We start from the raw sequence: 16,469 nt of genomic DNA, 5'->3' as shown, positions 1-16,469 counted from the left end.
GCCCTGTCCCGCCCGCTCTACGAATGCATCCTCACCGGCGTCGTGCCCATCGACAGCGGGATCGTGCACAACAACGTCTCGCGCCTGTCGAACCAGCGCAGCATTTTCCACTACGCCACCCAGGCCGGCCTGAGCACGGCGGCTGCGGCGTATCACTGGGTCAGCGAACTCTACAACGCGTCCCCCTTCGTCGCCGGTCGCGACCGGCACACCGACAACCCCGGCCTGCCGATCCAATACGGGCATTTCTATTGGAATGACCACTACCCCGATTCCCATCTGTTCGCCGACGCCGAACACCTGCGCCTGCGCTACTTGCCGAACTTCCTGCTGGTGCACCCGATGAATATCGACGACGCCGGCCACAAGCACGGCCTCGACACCCCGCAATACCGCAACAGCGCCCGCTCGGCCGATATCAACCTGGCGGTCTATCTGCAAGCGTGGCTCGACGCCGGTTACCAGGTGCTGGTGACCGCCGACCATGGCATGAACAACGACCGTTCCCACAACGGCCTGCTGGCTGAAGAACGGGAAGTGCCGCTGTTCGTGCTGGGTGACAGCTTCAGCCTCGATCCCGCTGCCGCGCCCAAGCAGACCGAACTGTGCGGCACGATTTGCCAATTGCTCGGCGTCGACCACGACAAACCTTATTGCCAGGAGCTACTCAAGTGAACGCCATGACGCGCGGCAAATGGCTGGCAGCGTTGTGCCTGGTGCCCTTCGCGATTTTCTTCATCGTGTTCCAGATCGCCCCGCTGCTCTGGGTGCTGGTCAACAGCCTGGAATCGGAGGAGTTCGGCTGGGGCCTGGCCAACTTCAGCAAAATCTTCAGTTCGAAGTTTTATCGGCAGGCAATCCAGCACAGCCTGGAGATCAGCTTCTGGTCCAGCGTGTTCGGCATCGTCATTGCCGTGCTCGGCAGCTATTCGCTGCGCCGGGTGGATTCGCGGCTGCGCAATTTCGTCAATGCGTTCGCCAACATGACCAGCAACTTCGCCGGCGTGCCCCTGGCCTTCGCCTTCATCATCTTGCTGGGGTTCAACGGCAGCATCACGCTCATGCTCAAGCAGGCGGGGATCATCGAGGATTTCAACCTGTATTCGAAAACCGGGCTGATCATTCTCTACACCTACTTCCAGATTCCCCTGGGCGTGCTGCTGCTCTACCCGGCCTTCGACGCCCTGCGCGAAGACTGGCGCGAGTCCGCCGAGTTGCTCGGCGCCAACGGCTGGCAGTTCTGGCGGCACATCGGCTTGCCGGTGCTGACCCCGGCGCTGCTGGGCACTTTCGTGATCCTGCTGGCCAACGCCCTCGGCGCCTACGCCACGGTCTACGCGTTGACCACCGGCAACTTCAACGTGCTGCCGATCCGCATCGCCGCCATGGTCTCCGGCGACATTTCCCTCGACCCGAACATGGCCAGTGCCCTGGCCGTGATACTGGTGGCGTTGATGACCGTGGTGACCGTCGTCCATCAGTTGCTGCTCAAGAGGAGCTACCATGTCTCGCGCTGAACCGGGCTCCGTCGGGCTCTATCATCGGATAGTGGTATACCTGCTGTTCGCCATCCTGCTGCTGCCCCTGGCCGGCACACTCGTCTACTCCATCGCAAGCAGTTGGTCGGCCACCGTGCTGCCCAGCGGCTTCACCTTCAAATGGTATGTGCAGTTGTGGAGCGACCCGCGTTTTCTCCACGCCTTCGGTCAATCGCTGCTGGTCTGCGTCGGTGCGCTGGTGCTCTCGGTGGTGTTGATCCTGCCGTTGTTGTTCGTGGTGCATTACCACTTTCCCAAGCTCGACGCGCTGATGAACATCCTGATCCTGCTGCCCTTCGCGGTGCCGCCGGTGGTGTCGTCGGTGGGGCTGTTGCAACTCTATGGTTCCGGGCCGCTGGCGATGGTCGGTACGCCGTGGATCCTGATCGGTTGCTACTTCACCGTCGCCCTGCCCTTCATGTACCGGGCGATCACCAACAACCTGCAAGCGATCAACCTGCGCGACTTGATGGACGCTGCCCAACTGCTCGGCGCCAGCACCTTCCAGGCCGCGTTCCTGGTGGTGCTGCCGAACCTGCGCAAGGGCCTGATGGTGGCGCTGCTGCTGTCCTTTTCGTTTCTGTTCGGCGAGTTCGTGTTTGCCAACATTCTCGTCGGCACCCGCTATGAAACCCTGCAGGTCTACCTGAACAACATGCGCAACAGCAGCGGTCACTTCACCAGTGCCCTGGTGATTTCCTATTTCTTCTTCGTACTGGTCCTGACCTGGGCGGCCAACATCTTGAGCAAGGACAAAAGCCAATGAGCTACGTCAGCGTCCAACACCTGCAAAAAAGCTACGCCGGCACGCCGGTGTTCAGCGACATCAACTGCGAGATCGGCAAGGGCGAATTCGTCACCCTCCTCGGCCCTTCCGGTTGTGGCAAATCCACGCTGTTGCGCTGCATCGCCGGCCTGACTGCGGTGGATGCCGGCCAGATCATCCTCGACGGACAAGACATCGTCCCGCTGAGCCCGCAGAAACGCGGCATCGGCATGGTTTTCCAGAGCTACGCCTTGTTTCCCAACATGACCGTTGAGCAGAACGTCGCCTTCGGCCTGCGCATGCAGAAGGTCGATGCTGGCGACAGCCGCCAGCGCGTACTGGAGATCCTGCGCCTGGTGGAGCTGCATGAGTTTGCCGGCCGCTATCCCCATCAACTCTCCGGCGGCCAATGCCAGCGCGTCGCACTGGCCCGCTCCCTGGGCACACGGCCGCGCCTGTTGCTGCTGGACGAGCCGCTGTCGGCCCTGGATGCGCGGATTCGCAAGCACTTGCGCGAACAGATCCGACAGATCCAGCGTGAGTTGGGCCTGACCACGATCTTCGTCACACACGATCAGGAAGAAGCCCTGACCATGTCTGACCGGATTTTCCTGATGAACCAGGGAAAGATCGTACAAAGCGGCGATGCCGAAACCCTTTACACGGCGCCAGTCGATGTCTTTGCCGCCGGCTTCATCGGCAACTACAACCTCCTGGACGCCGACAGCGCGAGCAAACTGCTGCAGCGGCCGGTGAGCGGTCGCATTGCCATCCGCCCGGAAGCCATCGAGCTGAGCCGTAGCGGCGAGGCCGACGCGCTGATCCGCAGCCACAGCCTGTTGGGCAACGTCATCCGTTACCGGGTCGAGGCCCGCGGCGTGGAACTGGTGGTGGATGTGCTCAATCGCTCGGCCGCCGACCTGCATGCTGACGGCACACGGCTGGCACTTTCCATCGATCCGTCGGCCCTGTGTGAGGTAGCCTGACGGCCTTGTTGATTTTGAAGCTGATCTTAAGAAGGAAAACCTGCTGATGGCCCTGGCAATTTTTGATTTGGACGAAACCCTGATCCACGGCGACTGCGCCACCCTCTGGAGTGAGCAAATGGGCCGCCTGGGCTGGGTCGATCCCGAGTCGTTCATGCGGCGCAACAACGAGCTGATGGACGCCTACAGCCACGGCAAGTTGAGCATGGAAACGTACATGGACTTCAGCCTGGAGCCGATGATCGGCCGCACGCCCGAGGAGATCGAGCATCTGGTGGCGCCGTGGGTGGAAGATTTCATCGAGCCAATCATCTTCAGCGACGCCACCAAGGCCATTGCCGAACACCGCAAGGCCGGTGACCGGATCCTGGTGATCTCGGCCTCGGGCACACACCTGGTCAAGCCGATTGCCGAACGCCTGGGCATCGACGAAATCCTGGCCATCGAACTGGAAGTGGCCCATGGGGTGTACAGCGGCCAGACCGTCGGCACCCTGACCTACCGCGAAGGCAAGATCGCCCGGCTGCTGGACTGGCTGGATGCCGAGGAAGAGAACCTGGAAGGCGCGAGTTTTTATTCCGACTCGCGCAATGACTTGCCGCTGTTGCTCAAGGTCGATCACCCGCACGTGGTGAACCCCGACCCGGTATTGAAGGCCCATGCCGAATCGGCCGGCTGGCCGATCCATACCTGGAAATAAATACCGGACGGGAACAAAACTCCGGTCCCTGTGGCGAGGGAGCTTGCTCCCGCTCGGCTGCGAAGCAGTCGTAAAACCGGCTGACGCGGTCTACCTGGATACTTGCGTCGTCCCGATTGGGGCGGCTGCGCCACCCAGCGGGAGCAAGCTCCCTCGCCACGGGGGCGATCCATGCCTGCGAATACAAGACCTGTGGGAGCGAGCTTGCTCGCCCACAGGTTCAACCTAGCAGCAGCCAAAAACTCCAGCCGAGCAACAACACACCGCAGAGACGACTGAGCCAGAGTCCCTGGGGCAGGTTTTTTTCCAGCAAGATGAAGGCACCGATCACTGCCACCCAAAGCAGGTTCATCACACCGACCACGAACAGCAGGCCCATCAGGGCCCAGCAGCAGCCCAGGCAGTAAGCGCCATGGGCCAGGCCCATGCGCCAGCCGCCGAGCACGTCGGGGCGCCAGTAGGCGAGAAGAAAATGCAGCGGCCCGCGACAATGCTCAAGGCAGGCCGCCTTGCTTGGCAGCCACTGATAGACCCCAGCGACCAGCAACAGGCCGGCGCCCAGCCCGGTACTGGTGGTGCGCATCCCTGGGCTGAGCAAGGCGAGCTGCTCGAGCGTCCATTGCAGCGCCGTGGCGCCGAGGGCGAAGCCGGCCCAGACCACGCCATAGGCACTGCAGAACAGCAGCAGGGCCAGGTGTCGCTGCGGTGTCGGCATGCGCTTGCGCAGCATCTGCTGGTAGATCAGCAACATGGGCAGGGCGCTGGGCAGCATCATGCCGATCATCATCACCGTCCACATGGCGAACATCAGCAGCGCATCGGCCGGGCTCCAGGGCATGATCATGCCGGCCATAGCCGCATCCGCCATGCCGCCCGGCGCACTCATGTCGCGGGCCATGTGCAGCAGTGTCAGCCAGGCCAGGGAGGTCAGCGCGAGCAGGCAGAGCAGCAGGAGCCACTGCTCGCCTGTCAGCCGCTTGCCCGGGGTCGCCGCCTGGGGTTCTGCCATCGCTACGGCTCTATGCCGTGGCCGGTGAAGTGCACGTGGGCGAGGTGGCTATGACTGCCCTGGGATTGCAGCTTGAGGGCTGAATGCGTCTGGTAGCTGCCGCTGGCGACTTCGGCCTCATGGAACTCGAAGCCCTCGGGCAGGGACAAGCGGACGCGATGCGGTGAGCCGTCGATCGGGCTGCGGATCGGCTCGCCGCTGGCCTGCAACACGCCTGGAATGTCCAGGTGCGCCAAGCGCTGGTCGACATCGATGGATAGGGTGATGGGCACGAACAGCGGATCGAACGCTTCAGTCATGGTGCTGCTGAACACCTGGAACACGTTGGCCCCAGGGTCGCTCTCCAGCCCGGAAAGGATCGTCAACAGGGCCTGGCGTAGCGCCTCGTCGGCACGTTCATCGATGAACACCTGACAACTGCCGTTGCCCTCGTGGATGGCGCCCGGCCAAGCGAAGGTGGCGGCCCAGCACAAGCCGTCCAGCGCCACCTGATTGAAATACCCGTGTTCCACTCGCATCGACGCCACCGCCTGGCAGTGGCCGTGGGTCGGTGGCGCATTGAACTGGCAGGGGCAGCCCCAATTGCAGTTGCAGGCAATGAATTCGACGCCCTGCATGCGCCATTCGGCGATGGCCATGATCAACCTCTTCACCTCACGGGTGAAATGAAAGCTGCGGTTACCCCATCCCCCATTAGTTAACGCTAGCAGGACGCGCGCATCGGATACGGGCGGCCGACCGAAGGTGCACAGTAGGCGCCCCTGCAAATAAACAAACCTGTGGGAGCGAGCTTGCTCGCGATGGCGGTCGATCATTCAACAACGTCAATGACTGTCACACCGCTATCGCGAGCAAGCTCGCTCCCACAGGATCTGTATCAGCTCAGGCTTTCATCGATCAGCAGCACCAACTTCCCGGACACCTGGTTGGTCGCCAGCTCGGCAAACGCCGCTTCAGCATCCTTGATCGCGAAGGTCCGGGCCAGTTGCGGGCTCAGGCGTTTGTCGGCAAACAGCGGCCACACTTGTTGCCACAGTTCGCTGATCAGGTCGGCCTTGAACTGCTCGTCGCGACTGCGCAAGGTCGAGCCGAGCAATTGGATACGCTTGCCCAATACCTGTGCCAGATCGAGTTCGGTCGTGCGCCCGCCCATCAGGCCGATCAACACCCAGCGGCCGTCAACTGACAAAAGTTTCACGTTGAGTTTGGCGTAGCTGCCGCCCACCGGATCGAGGATCACGTCGAAGGGGCCAAGGTCGTTCAGGCTCTCCAGGCCATCGGTGCGGATTACACCGCCTTGGGCACCCAGGGCCTCGCAATAGGCCAGCCGTTCGGCCGAACCGACACTGACCCAGCACGGGTTGCCAAAGGCCTTGCACAACTGGATCGCGGCCGAACCGACACCGCTGGCGCCGGCGTGCAGCAGCACTTTCTCGCCCGGTTTGAGCGCCGCCAGCTGGAACAGATTCAGCCACGCGGTGCTGTAGACCTCAGGCAGCGCGGCCGCTTCAGCCAATGACAAGCCCTCCGGCACCGGCAACACATGCCGGCCATCGACCACCACCTCCTCGGCCATCCCGCCGCCAGCCAGCAACGCGCAAACGCGGTCGCCCACCTGCCAGGACGAGCCCGGCCCCACCTCGCTGATCACCCCCGAACACTCCAACCCCAACACTTGGCTGGCGCCGGGTGGCGGCGGGTAAAGTCCGGCTTTTTGCAACAAATCGGCCCGATTCAGGCCGGCGGCCGCCACACGGATGCGAACTTGCCCGACATCACATGCCGGACTTGGCTCATCAGCCCATACCACTTGGCCTTCAACGCCTTGCAATGCTTTCACGGTGCCTCCATAGTGAGTCTCGACTGGGCCCGCTGCTTCAACGCCGGGCTTTCTTGCATTATGCGCCCGGGCCACATGGAACCGGCGACTTCAAAGACGGCCTAATATGCGTTATCAATTGTCCCTGCGTCGAATCAGCATGAAGCACCTGTTCCCCAGCACCGCCCTCGCGCTCGTCATTGGCCTCGGCCTGTTACCGTTGTCGAACGATACGTTCGCGGCCAACAGCTGGGACAAGCTTCAGCCCGATCGCGACGAAGTGATTGCCAGCCTTAACGTCGTCGAATTGCTCAAGCGCCATCACTACAGCAAGCCTCCGCTCGATGACGCCCGCTCGGTCATCATCTACGACAGCTACTTGAAGCTGCTTGATCCATCGCGCAGTTACTTCCTGGCCAGTGACATCGCCGAATTCGACAAGTGGAAAACCCAGTTCGACGATTTCCTCAAGAGCGGCGACCTGAACGCCGGGTTCACCATCTACAAACGTTACCTGGACCGCGTGAAGGCGCGCCTGGACTACACCCTGGCCGAACTGAACAAAGGCGTCGACAAAATCGACTTCAATGCCAAGGAAACCTTGCAAGTCGACCGCAAGGACGCCCCTTGGCTCAAAAGCACGGCCGAACTCGATGACCTGTGGCGCAAGCGCGTCAAGGACGAAGTGCTGCGCATGAAGATCGCCGGCAAGGATTCCAAGCAGATCCAGGAAACCCTGACCAAGCGCTACAAGAACCAGTTGGCGCGCCTGGACCAGACCCGCGCCGAGGATATTTTCCAGGCGTACATCAATACCTTCGCCATGTCCTACGACCCGCACACCAATTACCTGTCGCCGGATAACGCGGAAAACTTCGACATCAACATGAGCCTGTCCCTGGAAGGCATCGGCGCGGTGCTGCAGAGCGATAACGATCAAGTGAAGATCGTGCGCCTGGTACCGGCCGGGCCTGCCGACAAGACCAAGCAGGTCAGCCCGGCGGACAAGATCATCGGCGTCGCCCAGGGCAACAAGGAAATGGTCGACGTGGTCGGCTGGCGCCTGGAGGAAGTGGTCAAGCTGATCCGCGGCCCGAAAGGCTCGGTGGTGCGCCTGGAGGTCATTCCGGCCAGCAATGCGCCGAACGACCAGACCAGCAAGATCGTGTCCATCACCCGTGAAGCGGTGAATCTGGATGACCAGGCAGCGAAGAAATCGGTCCTCAACCTCAAGCAGGATGGCAAGGACTACAAGATCGGCATCATCGAGATCCCGACCTTCTACCTGAACTTCAAGGCGTTCCGCGCTGGCGATCCGGACTACAAGAGCACGACTCGCGACGTCAAGAAGCTGCTGACCGAACTGCAAAAGGAAAACGTCGACGGTGTCGTCATCGACCTGCGCCACACCGGCGGCGGCTCCCTGCAGGAAGCCACCGAGTTGACCAGCCTGTTCATCGACAAGGGCCCGACCGTGCTCGTGCGCAACGCCGATGGCCGAGTGGATGTGCTGGAAGACGAAAATCCGGGCGCGTTCTACAAGGGGCCGATGGCCTTGCTGGTCAACCGCCTGTCGGCGTCGGCCTCGGAGATTTTCGCCGGCGCCATGCAGGACTATCACCGTGCGCTGATCATCGGCGGCCAGACCTTCGGCAAAGGCACCGTGCAGACCATCCAGCCGCTCAACCACGGCGAATTGAAGCTGACCCTGGCGAAGTTCTACCGGGTGTCCGGCCAGAGCACCCAGCACCAAGGCGTGCTGCCTGACATCGATTACCCGTCGATCATCGACACCAAGGAAATCGGTGAAAGCGCCCTGCCCGAAGCCATGCCGTGGGACACCATCCGACCGGCGATCAAACCTGCCGTGGACCCGTTCAAGCCGTATCTGGACCAACTCAAGTCGGACCAAGACGCGCGCTCGTCCCAGGACGCGGAGTTCGTGTTTATCCGCGACAAGCTGGCCCTGGCGCAGAAGTTGATGATGGAAAAAACCGTCACCCTCAACGAAGCCGACCGTCGGGCGCAGCATGCCGACATCGAGGCCAAGCAACTGGCCATGGAAAACCTGCGTCGCAAGGCCAAGGGCGAAGAACCGCTCAAAGAGCTGAAGAAAGAAGACGAAGACCTGATCACCGAGCCGGAGAAAACCAAGCCGGAAGACGACGCCTACCTGAGCGAGACCGGGCGGATCCTGCTGGATTACCTGAAACTCAACACGGCCATCGCCAAGCACTAAGATGATGGCCATTTAATGGTGATGCTCGTCGGAGTGTCATCAAACTGACATCAGTCTGTCGTGAAATACAGGACTGGGTGCCCCGCACCCGGTCCTTTTTTTATCGCCAGAGATTGCCATGACCACGACAGAACAGCTGGGTGCCTTGAGTTCGATCCTGGCTCAAAGCGGTTTGCACAGTCTGTTCCAACCGATCATCTGCCTTTCCGAACGGCGCATCGTGGGCTATGAAGCCTTGACCCGCGGCCCTTCCAACAGCCCGCTGCACTCCCCTATCGCATTGCTTTCGGTAGCGCGCCAAGCCGGACGCCTTAGCGAGCTGGAACTGGCCTGCCGCCGCAGCGCCTGCCAACGCTTCAATGAGCAAAAGCTGCCGGGCAAGCTGTTTCTCAACGTTTCGCCCGAATCCCTGCTGGAATCCGCGCACCAGACAGGACGCACACTGCAATTGCTGCAAGACTTCGGCATCGCCCCCAGCCAGGTGGTGATCGAACTGACCGAACAGACCCCCATCGATGACTTCCAGCTCTTGCAAACCGCCCTGCATCATTACCGGGCGATGGGTTTCTCGATTGCCTTGGACGACCTCGGTGCCGGTTATTCGAGCCTGCGGCTGTGGTCCGAATTGCGCCCCGATTATGTGAAGATCGACCGGCACTTCATCGACGGCATTCATCAGGACGCCCTCAAGCGCGAGTTCGTCGGCTCGATCCTGAAAATCGCCCGGGCTTCCCGCGCCCAGGTGATTGCCGAGGGCATCGAACTGCCGGAAGAACTGGCGGTGCTGATCGAAATGGGCGTCGACCTGGTCCAGGGCTATCTGCTGGCCCGTCCCCAGGAACAACCGTCGCGCGATGCCAGGGCACTGATGCCCCGGCAGGACAGCGGCGTGGTGGCGCTGAATGATGAGATCAACGACCTCAGTGCGCTGCTCAACGAACAGCCGGCGGTGGCTCACGACACGCCGACAGCCTCCGTGCTGGAAGCGTTCCGGCGCCAGGCCAATCTCAACTCCCTGGCGGTGCTGGACAATCAGAATCAGCCCTGTGGCATCGTCCATCGCCATTCACTCTCGGACGCCTTGCTCAAGCCCTTTGCCACCGCCCTGTTCGCCCGCAAGCCCATCAGTCGGCTGATGAGCGATGACTTCCTGGCGGTGGAGTTGAACCAGTCGCTGCAACAAGTCAGCCGCCTGATCACCAGCCGCGCCCGGCAACGCATCGAAGAAGATTTCATCATCACCCTCAACGGCGGCTACCTGGGCCTGGGCCGGGTGATCGACGTGCTCAAACTCATCACCGAACTGAAAATCCAACAGGCCCGCTACGCCAACCCCCTGACCCTGCTGCCGGGCAACGTGCCGATCCAGCAATGCCTCACGCGCCTGTTGCAACAACGGCAGGAATCGGTGATCTGCTACGTCGACATCGACAGCTTCAAACGCTTCAACGACATCTACGGCTACGGTCGCGGCGACGAAGTCCTGCTGTGCCTGGCCCAATGCCAGAACGACCGCATCGACCCCAGCCGCGACTTCGTCGGCCACATCGGCGGCGACGACTTCCTGCTGGTCCTCGGCCCGGACGACTGGCGCAAGCGTCTGGACCAGTTGCTCAGCGACTTCCAGACCCACTGCCGCCGCTTCTACCGCCCCGAGCATTTGGAGGCGGGATGCTTTACGGCGTTGAATCGGCAGGGGATTAGGCAGGAGTTCGCGGTGTTGTCATTGTCGATTGGCGTGGTGCACTTGCGTGCCGAGGCTTGTGGGGAATTGGATGCCAGCCAGTTGGCGGAATTGGCTTCGCAGGCCAAGCACCATGCCAAGGAGATTTTGGGAGGGAGTGTGTATTTGGTGGTGGGTTTGGCTGAGCGGGAGGTTGTGGTGGAGTTGGGGGTGTCGGTGTAAGTGAGTCCCGCATTGACCCGAACGCCAGGCGCTAACCCTGTGGCGAGGGAGCTTGCTCCCGCTGGGCTGCGCAGCAGCCCTAAAAACAACCCACTCGGTCAGTCAGACACACCGAGGCGTCGGTCAGAAGAGGGGGCTGCTGCGCAGCCCAGCGGGAGCAAGCTCCCTCGCCACAAAAGCGGTTTGGTGGTGCAGTAGGAACGATCATATCTCCACCTTTGAGACAAATCCCCTTATCGGCAATTCTACTATATATAATCCCAAGTAGATCTGTCCTCAGATTCAGCTTTGCGAAGATCATCCGCCCATAGCTCACTTGCCAGTCTGTATATATCTTCAAAAAAAATTCTTGGGTCGTTCATTGTGTCCCACCCGTCGGGTAGCGATGAGCACTCCTGACAATCATGTTCTAGTAAAGTCTGAAAATCATAATCGCTGTCTTGCAACGCTTCTTCTAAACTTTTATACAATGCAAATTTTTGCCTGTACGTTATTTTCCATTTTTTAGACAGCGAGTAGTTTAAGATTAATATCTCTCGATCCGCTGGGCTGTTGGGGTCATATTTTTCAAGCTCTTCCCCTAGCGTTTCTTCTCGATCATATATATCAAAACAACCCAAAAAATACGCAGGCGTGGGTATATATGGCTGGCCGGTGCTTGGATCGATCACTTTATTACTTCCTATTTTATTGGATACAGTGTAAATGGAATTTCGGTATCCCGATCAAATTTCATTTCTATACGGTTCATGTCAACCAGTTTTGGATTGGTTGGATCCTTGGAGTTTGGAATGTATCCTTTCCCCGCACCCGGTAGATCTGCCCGTAGATATTTGCTTCCGCTTTTGTCTACCAGCAGTTCATGCCCGCTATTTTTTTTTGCAATTGCTAACTCATAGGCCTTTAGCTGTAACTCCCAACTATTAAACCTTGAACTTGGATTCCCCTTCCTATGCGAAGGGGTTCTACCAGTTAAGGGATCTGTACCATCAATGGCTCGCTGCTTCCACACTTGGTCTGGAACCGCAAGGCTATGCTTACCAACCATATGCATGCCTTGCTCCCGATCTAGACGCCTGACTTCTTTTTCGGCCAACTCAGCGGCAGTCGGCTTGGGCAGCGCCGGCTCACCCTCATCCACCCCAACCTTCGCCGCCGGATCCTGATCCCCAACCGCCGGCCTACACCCACCCTTCCCCGGACAATCCACCAACCCCAACGGATCCACCCACCCCGTCGGGTTCAGGGTGTACCGGTACCCATTGAGCCCACCCACCAACTTGCTCGGATCAGGCGTCAAATAGCGGCCGGTCTCGGGATTGTAGTAGCGGTGGCGGTTGTAGTGCAGGCCGCTTTCCGGATCGAAGTATTGGCCCTGGAAACGCAGCGGTTGTTCAAGCTGTTCGCCGTCGCCATGCTTGAGTGCGGTGACTTTTCCGTAGCCGTGGTAGCGCGCCGACCAGACGATCTGGCCGTTGGGGTTGGTCAGTTCCTGGGGCGTGCCCAGGTGGTCGAGGTGGTAGTAGAACGGCGCGGCTTTTTCCGGGCCTTCTCCATTGAGCATCGCCAATGGACGGAAGGTGCCCGGCTCGTAGACGTAGCTGCGGTGGTGGCGCGGGCTGTTTTCAGCGACGAGCTGGTCGCCCTGCCAGAAAAATTCCGTGGTCAGGCCGTCCACGGTCTTGCTGATGCGTCGGCCGAAGGCGTCGTAGCGGTAGGAGGTTTCGCAGCCGTCCGCCGTGGTGATGCCGACCAGGCGGTGTTGGCTGTCGTAGCGATAAGCGCTGACCAGGGCCTCGCCGCGGCGTTCGCGGATCAGGTTGCCGAAGGCGTCGTAGTCGTAGTGGCGGTCGCCCTCCTTCAGCAGGCGGTTGCCCTTGAGGGTGGTCGGGCCGGGGCGGTCCTGCATCAGCAGGTTGCCGGCCGGGTCGTGGCTGAAGTGTTCCGGCGGTTCGCTGTGGGAAAAGTCGATGCGGGTCAGGCGATCTAGAGAATCGTACTGGTAGCTGCGGCGGCTTCGGTGGTCGGAAAGGGTTTGCAGGTTGCCCTTGGGGCTGTAGGTATAGTCGCGCCAGAGCAGTTGCTGCTGTGGGTTCTGCCACACGGTCTGGGCCTTGAGGCGGCCCTGTTCGTCGTACCTGTAGTCACTGAGCAACTGGCCTTGCTGGCGCTGTCGTTCGCGGCTGCCGTCAAAGCGGTGTTCGGTCAGGCGCGCGCCGTTGAGGTCGATGGCGGTCAGTACACCGCCTGGGGCGTGGTGGTAGTCGAGTTGGCTGTCGTCCGGCAGGCGCAGGTGGTTGAGGCGCCCGCAGGCATCGTAGCGATAACGCAGGGTGCCCCAGCCCTGGTGCTCAGTGATCAGCCGATCCTGGGCGTCGTATTCGAAGGCCAGCGGATGGTCGCTGCCATCATCGACATAAACCAGCCGGCCCAGTTCGTCGTAGCGGTACTCGATGGCCTGGCCGTCGGGCAAGGTCTTGAGTTGCAGCCGCCCGGCCGCGGCGCGCTGGTAGCGGGTGACCCATTGCGAGCCGTCCTCGCCGTGCTCGGTTTTTTCCAGCAGGTAACCGTTGAGGTCGTAGGCGTAGGCGGTGCGTTGGCCGTCGAAGCCGACTTGCTGTCGGATCAAGCCGTTGGGCGTGTAGTCCAGCTGATATTGTTCGCCGGATTCGTTCTCGATCTCGGTCAGCAACAGCCGCGCCGAGTCGTAGCGGTACTTCAGCTCACTGCCGTCGGGGTTCAGGCGACGACTGACCAGGTGCAGGTCATCGGCGTATTCGTAGCGGGTGGTCCGGCCCTGCTCGTCGCGTTCGGCGATGACCTTGCCGTAGGCGTTGTAGCTCCAGGCCCGGATGGCGCCGGTGGGCAGGGTCACTTGCAGCAGTCGGCCGACGGCGTCCCATTGGTAGTGCGTGAGGGCGCCGTGGTCGTCCCGGCGGCTGAGCAAACGTCCCAGGGCATCGTAGGAAAAATGCCGGTGACCGCCGTCGGGCAGGATTTCTTCAGTCAGTTGGCCCAGGCGACTCCAGGTGAAGCGATGTTCGCCGCCGTCCGGGTCGTACCTTGCCAGCAGTTGCCCATGGGCGTCGTAGGCATATTCCGTACGCTGGCCGTCCGGGTCGATGCTGGCGATCACATCACCGTGGTCATTGCGCCGGTAAGTCCACACTGCCTTGCCACGGGAACGGGTGTGCAGGAAACCGTTGCGGTATTCGTAGGAGGTTGGTGCCTCGTCCGGTGGAATCAACGCCAGCAGCCGTCCGACGTCGTCGTAGCGGTATTCGCGGACCGCCCCCAGCGGGTCCTGTTCGGCGATCAGCCGGCCCTGCTCGTCATAGGCCTTGAGGTGTTCGCCGCCGTCGGGCTCGACCTTGCGCACCAGCCGCGCCCGGTCGTCGTGGACATACACCTCCTGGCTGCCATCCAGGTGCCGGACCGTGACACTGCCGTCCTCGCCCCAGGTGTAGCGGCTGTCCATCTGCGCAAACGAGGCCCAATGCCGTACGCAACGGGACGCCGGCCCGACGCCTTGCCACTCCCAATAAAAACTCGCCCCGCCGGCCAATTGCCGCTGGAGTATGACGTGCTGGTCGTCGTAGTCGTAGCGTGCGCTTTCTCCGGCGGCATTGGTCGCTTCGATCAGTCGGAAACGTCCGTCGTAGCGGTAGGACACCAGCGTCTGCTCGGTCCGCCAGGCCTCGTCGAGGGTGATGGCCGGGTGGAAGCTCTGGTAGTCGACGGCGATCAGGTGGCGCTGTTCGTAGCGCAGGCGCAGGGACCGCCCGGCGCCGTTGTCCAAACGGCAGATGTCGCCGTGGATGTTGCGCTGGAGGGTCAGGCGGGTGTCGTAGCGGTCGCTGAGGGCGATCAGGTGGCCGTCGCGAAAATGCAGGAACGGGGCGTTTTCCCCAGGCTGTGCGACGATCAGTTCGTCCGGCTCGGTTCCCAGGTAGATTGCTGCGCGGGCCAGGCTGTTGTGGATTGCCGGGCGCTGGGTGGTGGGCAATGGAAAGAGCGTGCGACGGTTTTCCTGGTCGACCCAGGTGACCTGTTCGCCGTCGAGTTCCAGGCGATGGGCCAGGGCAGGGCGCCAGCCGCGTCCGAGGCCGACGTCCAGGTCGGCGGCGCTGGTGCGGTACAAACGGGTAAAAACGAACGGCAAACGGCCGTCGAGGGGGCCATCGTCGAGGGTCAGCAGTTCTTCGCCGGTGACCATCGACACCGGGCAGCCGCTGGTCTGGGTCTGGGCGGCGGTGTCGGCGCTGTCGCGGTTGGGGGTTTTCGATTGGGCGGGGGCGTCGTCGTGATGTTCGTGTTTTTTCAGCGTGGTATGGCGCTGCGCATCCCAGCGCAGTTGCATCCGACCTTTTTTTATTCCCGCCGCGATGCCGCGTGCCGCCACGGTTTTGTAGCGGTCCACGTAGGTCATGAAGCCGTTGACCATCGCGAAGATCGCACGGATGAAACGTTGCAGGGCACCCAGCAGGTGCACACCTACATTCCCCAGGCGCATCGACAGATAAGCGATACCGGCCCCCGCCCCGGTGAAGGTCAGGACGACACCGATCAACAGATCGATCAACAACTGCACCGTCACCCTCGACAAGGCTTCGGCCGTGTCACCAGCAATCTCACTGGGCGGCAGCATGTCCAGCCAGAGACTGGCGGTGCGCACCAACAGGCACAGTGCCGCTTCGTCGCTGGTCAGCAGCTGCAGCCTGGCCATCACTTGCGGCGTGTCCTGAGCCAGTTTTTTCAACTGATCAGCGCTTTCGCCCAACCGATCAACAAACTGACCGGGATCCTTGAGGATGTCCGAGAGCAAGCTGATGCTGTCCCACACACTTTCAATCGCTGCCCAACTGCCAGCGAGCAACCCGTTCCCCACCGCAGCCGCCGACGTCGCCAAGGACTGCTGCGCCCATCGCGGCTTGAAACCTTGCCACTCGCCGCGTAGCCAGTCCGTCAGATCACCGGCCAAGCCGTCGTAGGAAGAAAACAAGTTCTCTATTTGCTTGGCAGACACCTCGCCCTGAACGTGAACCCGATAGGACTGGCCCGCCTCCCCAGTGAAGGTCCCCAGGCCCTGGGCGTCCAGAGTGACCGGTGTAACCTCGCCGCCCTCCCCCGCCACCACATCCACCACGATGTCGCCCAAGGGGATGTCGTACACCGACTCGAACTTGCTCTCGATCGTCATCACGCCGCCCTGGGGGCACTGGACGACCGTGGAGAGAAAATCATCGTCACGGGTGCCGACGGCAGTGGTGCTGTCGCCGAAGCGGAGCAGCCGTTCCATGCCCATCAGCGAGGGCAAGTCGGCCGCGTGGCTGGCCCGGTCCGCCGCCCGGCTGTACCAGCGCTGAAGCTGCTCGCGGTAGACCGACAAGGTGTCTTTGAAGCTGTCGAGTTCCTGCTCGATACGGCTAACCTGCTCCATCAGGACACGGCTCGCTCAAGGGCCGGCAGGAAAAAACGGTCGAACATGGGCAATGTCTCGCAGCAC

Annotated in this window: 12 protein-coding genes; 7 read left to right on the top strand and 5 right to left on the bottom strand. The window is 61.4% G+C overall.

Annotation, left to right across the window (positions count from 1 at the left end; all coding sequences use genetic code 11):
- The 5 genes from HGO40_RS21590 to HGO40_RS21570 all read left to right on the top strand — a co-directional run.
- Positions 1–675, top strand: a 675-nt coding sequence (locus HGO40_RS21590; protein WP_250964668.1) for an alkaline phosphatase family protein, incomplete at its 5' end; no start/stop codon positions are given.
- Positions 676–680: 5 nt separating this feature from the next.
- On the top strand, positions 681–1,517 hold the full coding sequence (locus HGO40_RS21585) for an ABC transporter permease (RefSeq protein WP_186710146.1): 837 nt from the start codon (positions 681–683) through the stop codon (positions 1,515–1,517).
- On the top strand, positions 1,504–2,304 hold the full coding sequence (locus HGO40_RS21580; protein ID WP_250964667.1) for an ABC transporter permease: 801 nt from the start codon (positions 1,504–1,506) through the stop codon (positions 2,302–2,304). Before HGO40_RS21585 ends, HGO40_RS21580 begins: the two co-directional genes overlap by 14 nt.
- Complete coding sequence (locus HGO40_RS21575) at positions 2,301–3,290, top strand: ABC transporter ATP-binding protein (RefSeq protein WP_250964666.1); 990 nt, start codon at positions 2,301–2,303, stop codon at positions 3,288–3,290. Before HGO40_RS21580 ends, HGO40_RS21575 begins: the two co-directional genes overlap by 4 nt.
- Positions 3,291–3,336: 46 nt before the next feature.
- On the top strand, positions 3,337–3,990 hold the full coding sequence (locus HGO40_RS21570) for an HAD family hydrolase (protein ID WP_186710133.1): 654 nt from the start codon (positions 3,337–3,339) through the stop codon (positions 3,988–3,990).
- 220 nt (positions 3,991–4,210) lie between these two features.
- Here the strand turns inward: HGO40_RS21570 and HGO40_RS21565 are convergent, their stop codons facing one another.
- From HGO40_RS21565 to HGO40_RS21555, 3 genes are all read right to left on the bottom strand, one after another.
- Positions 4,211–4,999, bottom strand: coding sequence for a DUF2182 domain-containing protein (locus tag HGO40_RS21565; RefSeq protein WP_250964665.1), 789 nt, complete (start codon positions 4,997–4,999; stop codon positions 4,211–4,213).
- A gap of 2 nt (positions 5,000–5,001) precedes the next feature.
- Complete coding sequence (locus HGO40_RS21560) at positions 5,002–5,637, bottom strand: DUF1326 domain-containing protein (protein ID WP_250964664.1); 636 nt, start codon at positions 5,635–5,637, stop codon at positions 5,002–5,004.
- Positions 5,638–5,876: 239 nt separating this feature from the next.
- Positions 5,877–6,839 (bottom strand): NAD(P)H-quinone oxidoreductase, encoded by a 963-nt coding sequence (locus HGO40_RS21555; RefSeq protein ID WP_250964663.1) that lies wholly within the window; start codon positions 6,837–6,839, stop codon positions 5,877–5,879.
- Positions 6,840–6,978: 139 nt separating this feature from the next.
- Here HGO40_RS21555 and HGO40_RS21550 point away from each other — a divergent pair, with 139 nt between their 5' ends.
- Entirely contained in the window at positions 6,979–9,057 is a 2,079-nt protein-coding gene (locus HGO40_RS21550; protein WP_250964670.1) for a carboxy terminal-processing peptidase, read from the top strand.
- 118 nt (positions 9,058–9,175) lie between these two features.
- Positions 9,176–10,963, top strand: a complete 1,788-nt coding sequence (locus HGO40_RS21545) for a bifunctional diguanylate cyclase/phosphodiesterase (protein WP_250964662.1) — start codon at positions 9,176–9,178, stop codon at positions 10,961–10,963.
- A 248-nt stretch (positions 10,964–11,211) separates the two neighbouring features.
- Here the strand turns inward: HGO40_RS21545 and HGO40_RS21540 are convergent, their stop codons facing one another.
- The gene (locus tag HGO40_RS21540) at positions 11,212–11,634 is read right to left on the bottom strand and encodes a hypothetical protein (RefSeq protein ID WP_250964661.1); all 423 of its coding nucleotides are present in this window, start codon (positions 11,632–11,634) and stop codon (positions 11,212–11,214) included.
- Positions 11,635–11,645: 11 nt separating this feature from the next.
- Complete coding sequence (locus HGO40_RS21535) at positions 11,646–16,403, bottom strand: RHS repeat-associated core domain-containing protein (protein ID WP_250964660.1); 4,758 nt, start codon at positions 16,401–16,403, stop codon at positions 11,646–11,648.
- Positions 16,404–16,469 lie beyond the last annotated feature (66 nt).

Source organism: Pseudomonas sp. CG7 (assembly GCF_023701885.1).
In the GTDB taxonomy this organism is placed as follows: domain Bacteria; phylum Pseudomonadota; class Gammaproteobacteria; order Pseudomonadales; family Pseudomonadaceae; genus Aquipseudomonas; species Aquipseudomonas zanjanensis.
This window is presented reverse-complemented; position numbering and strand designations above follow the sequence as displayed.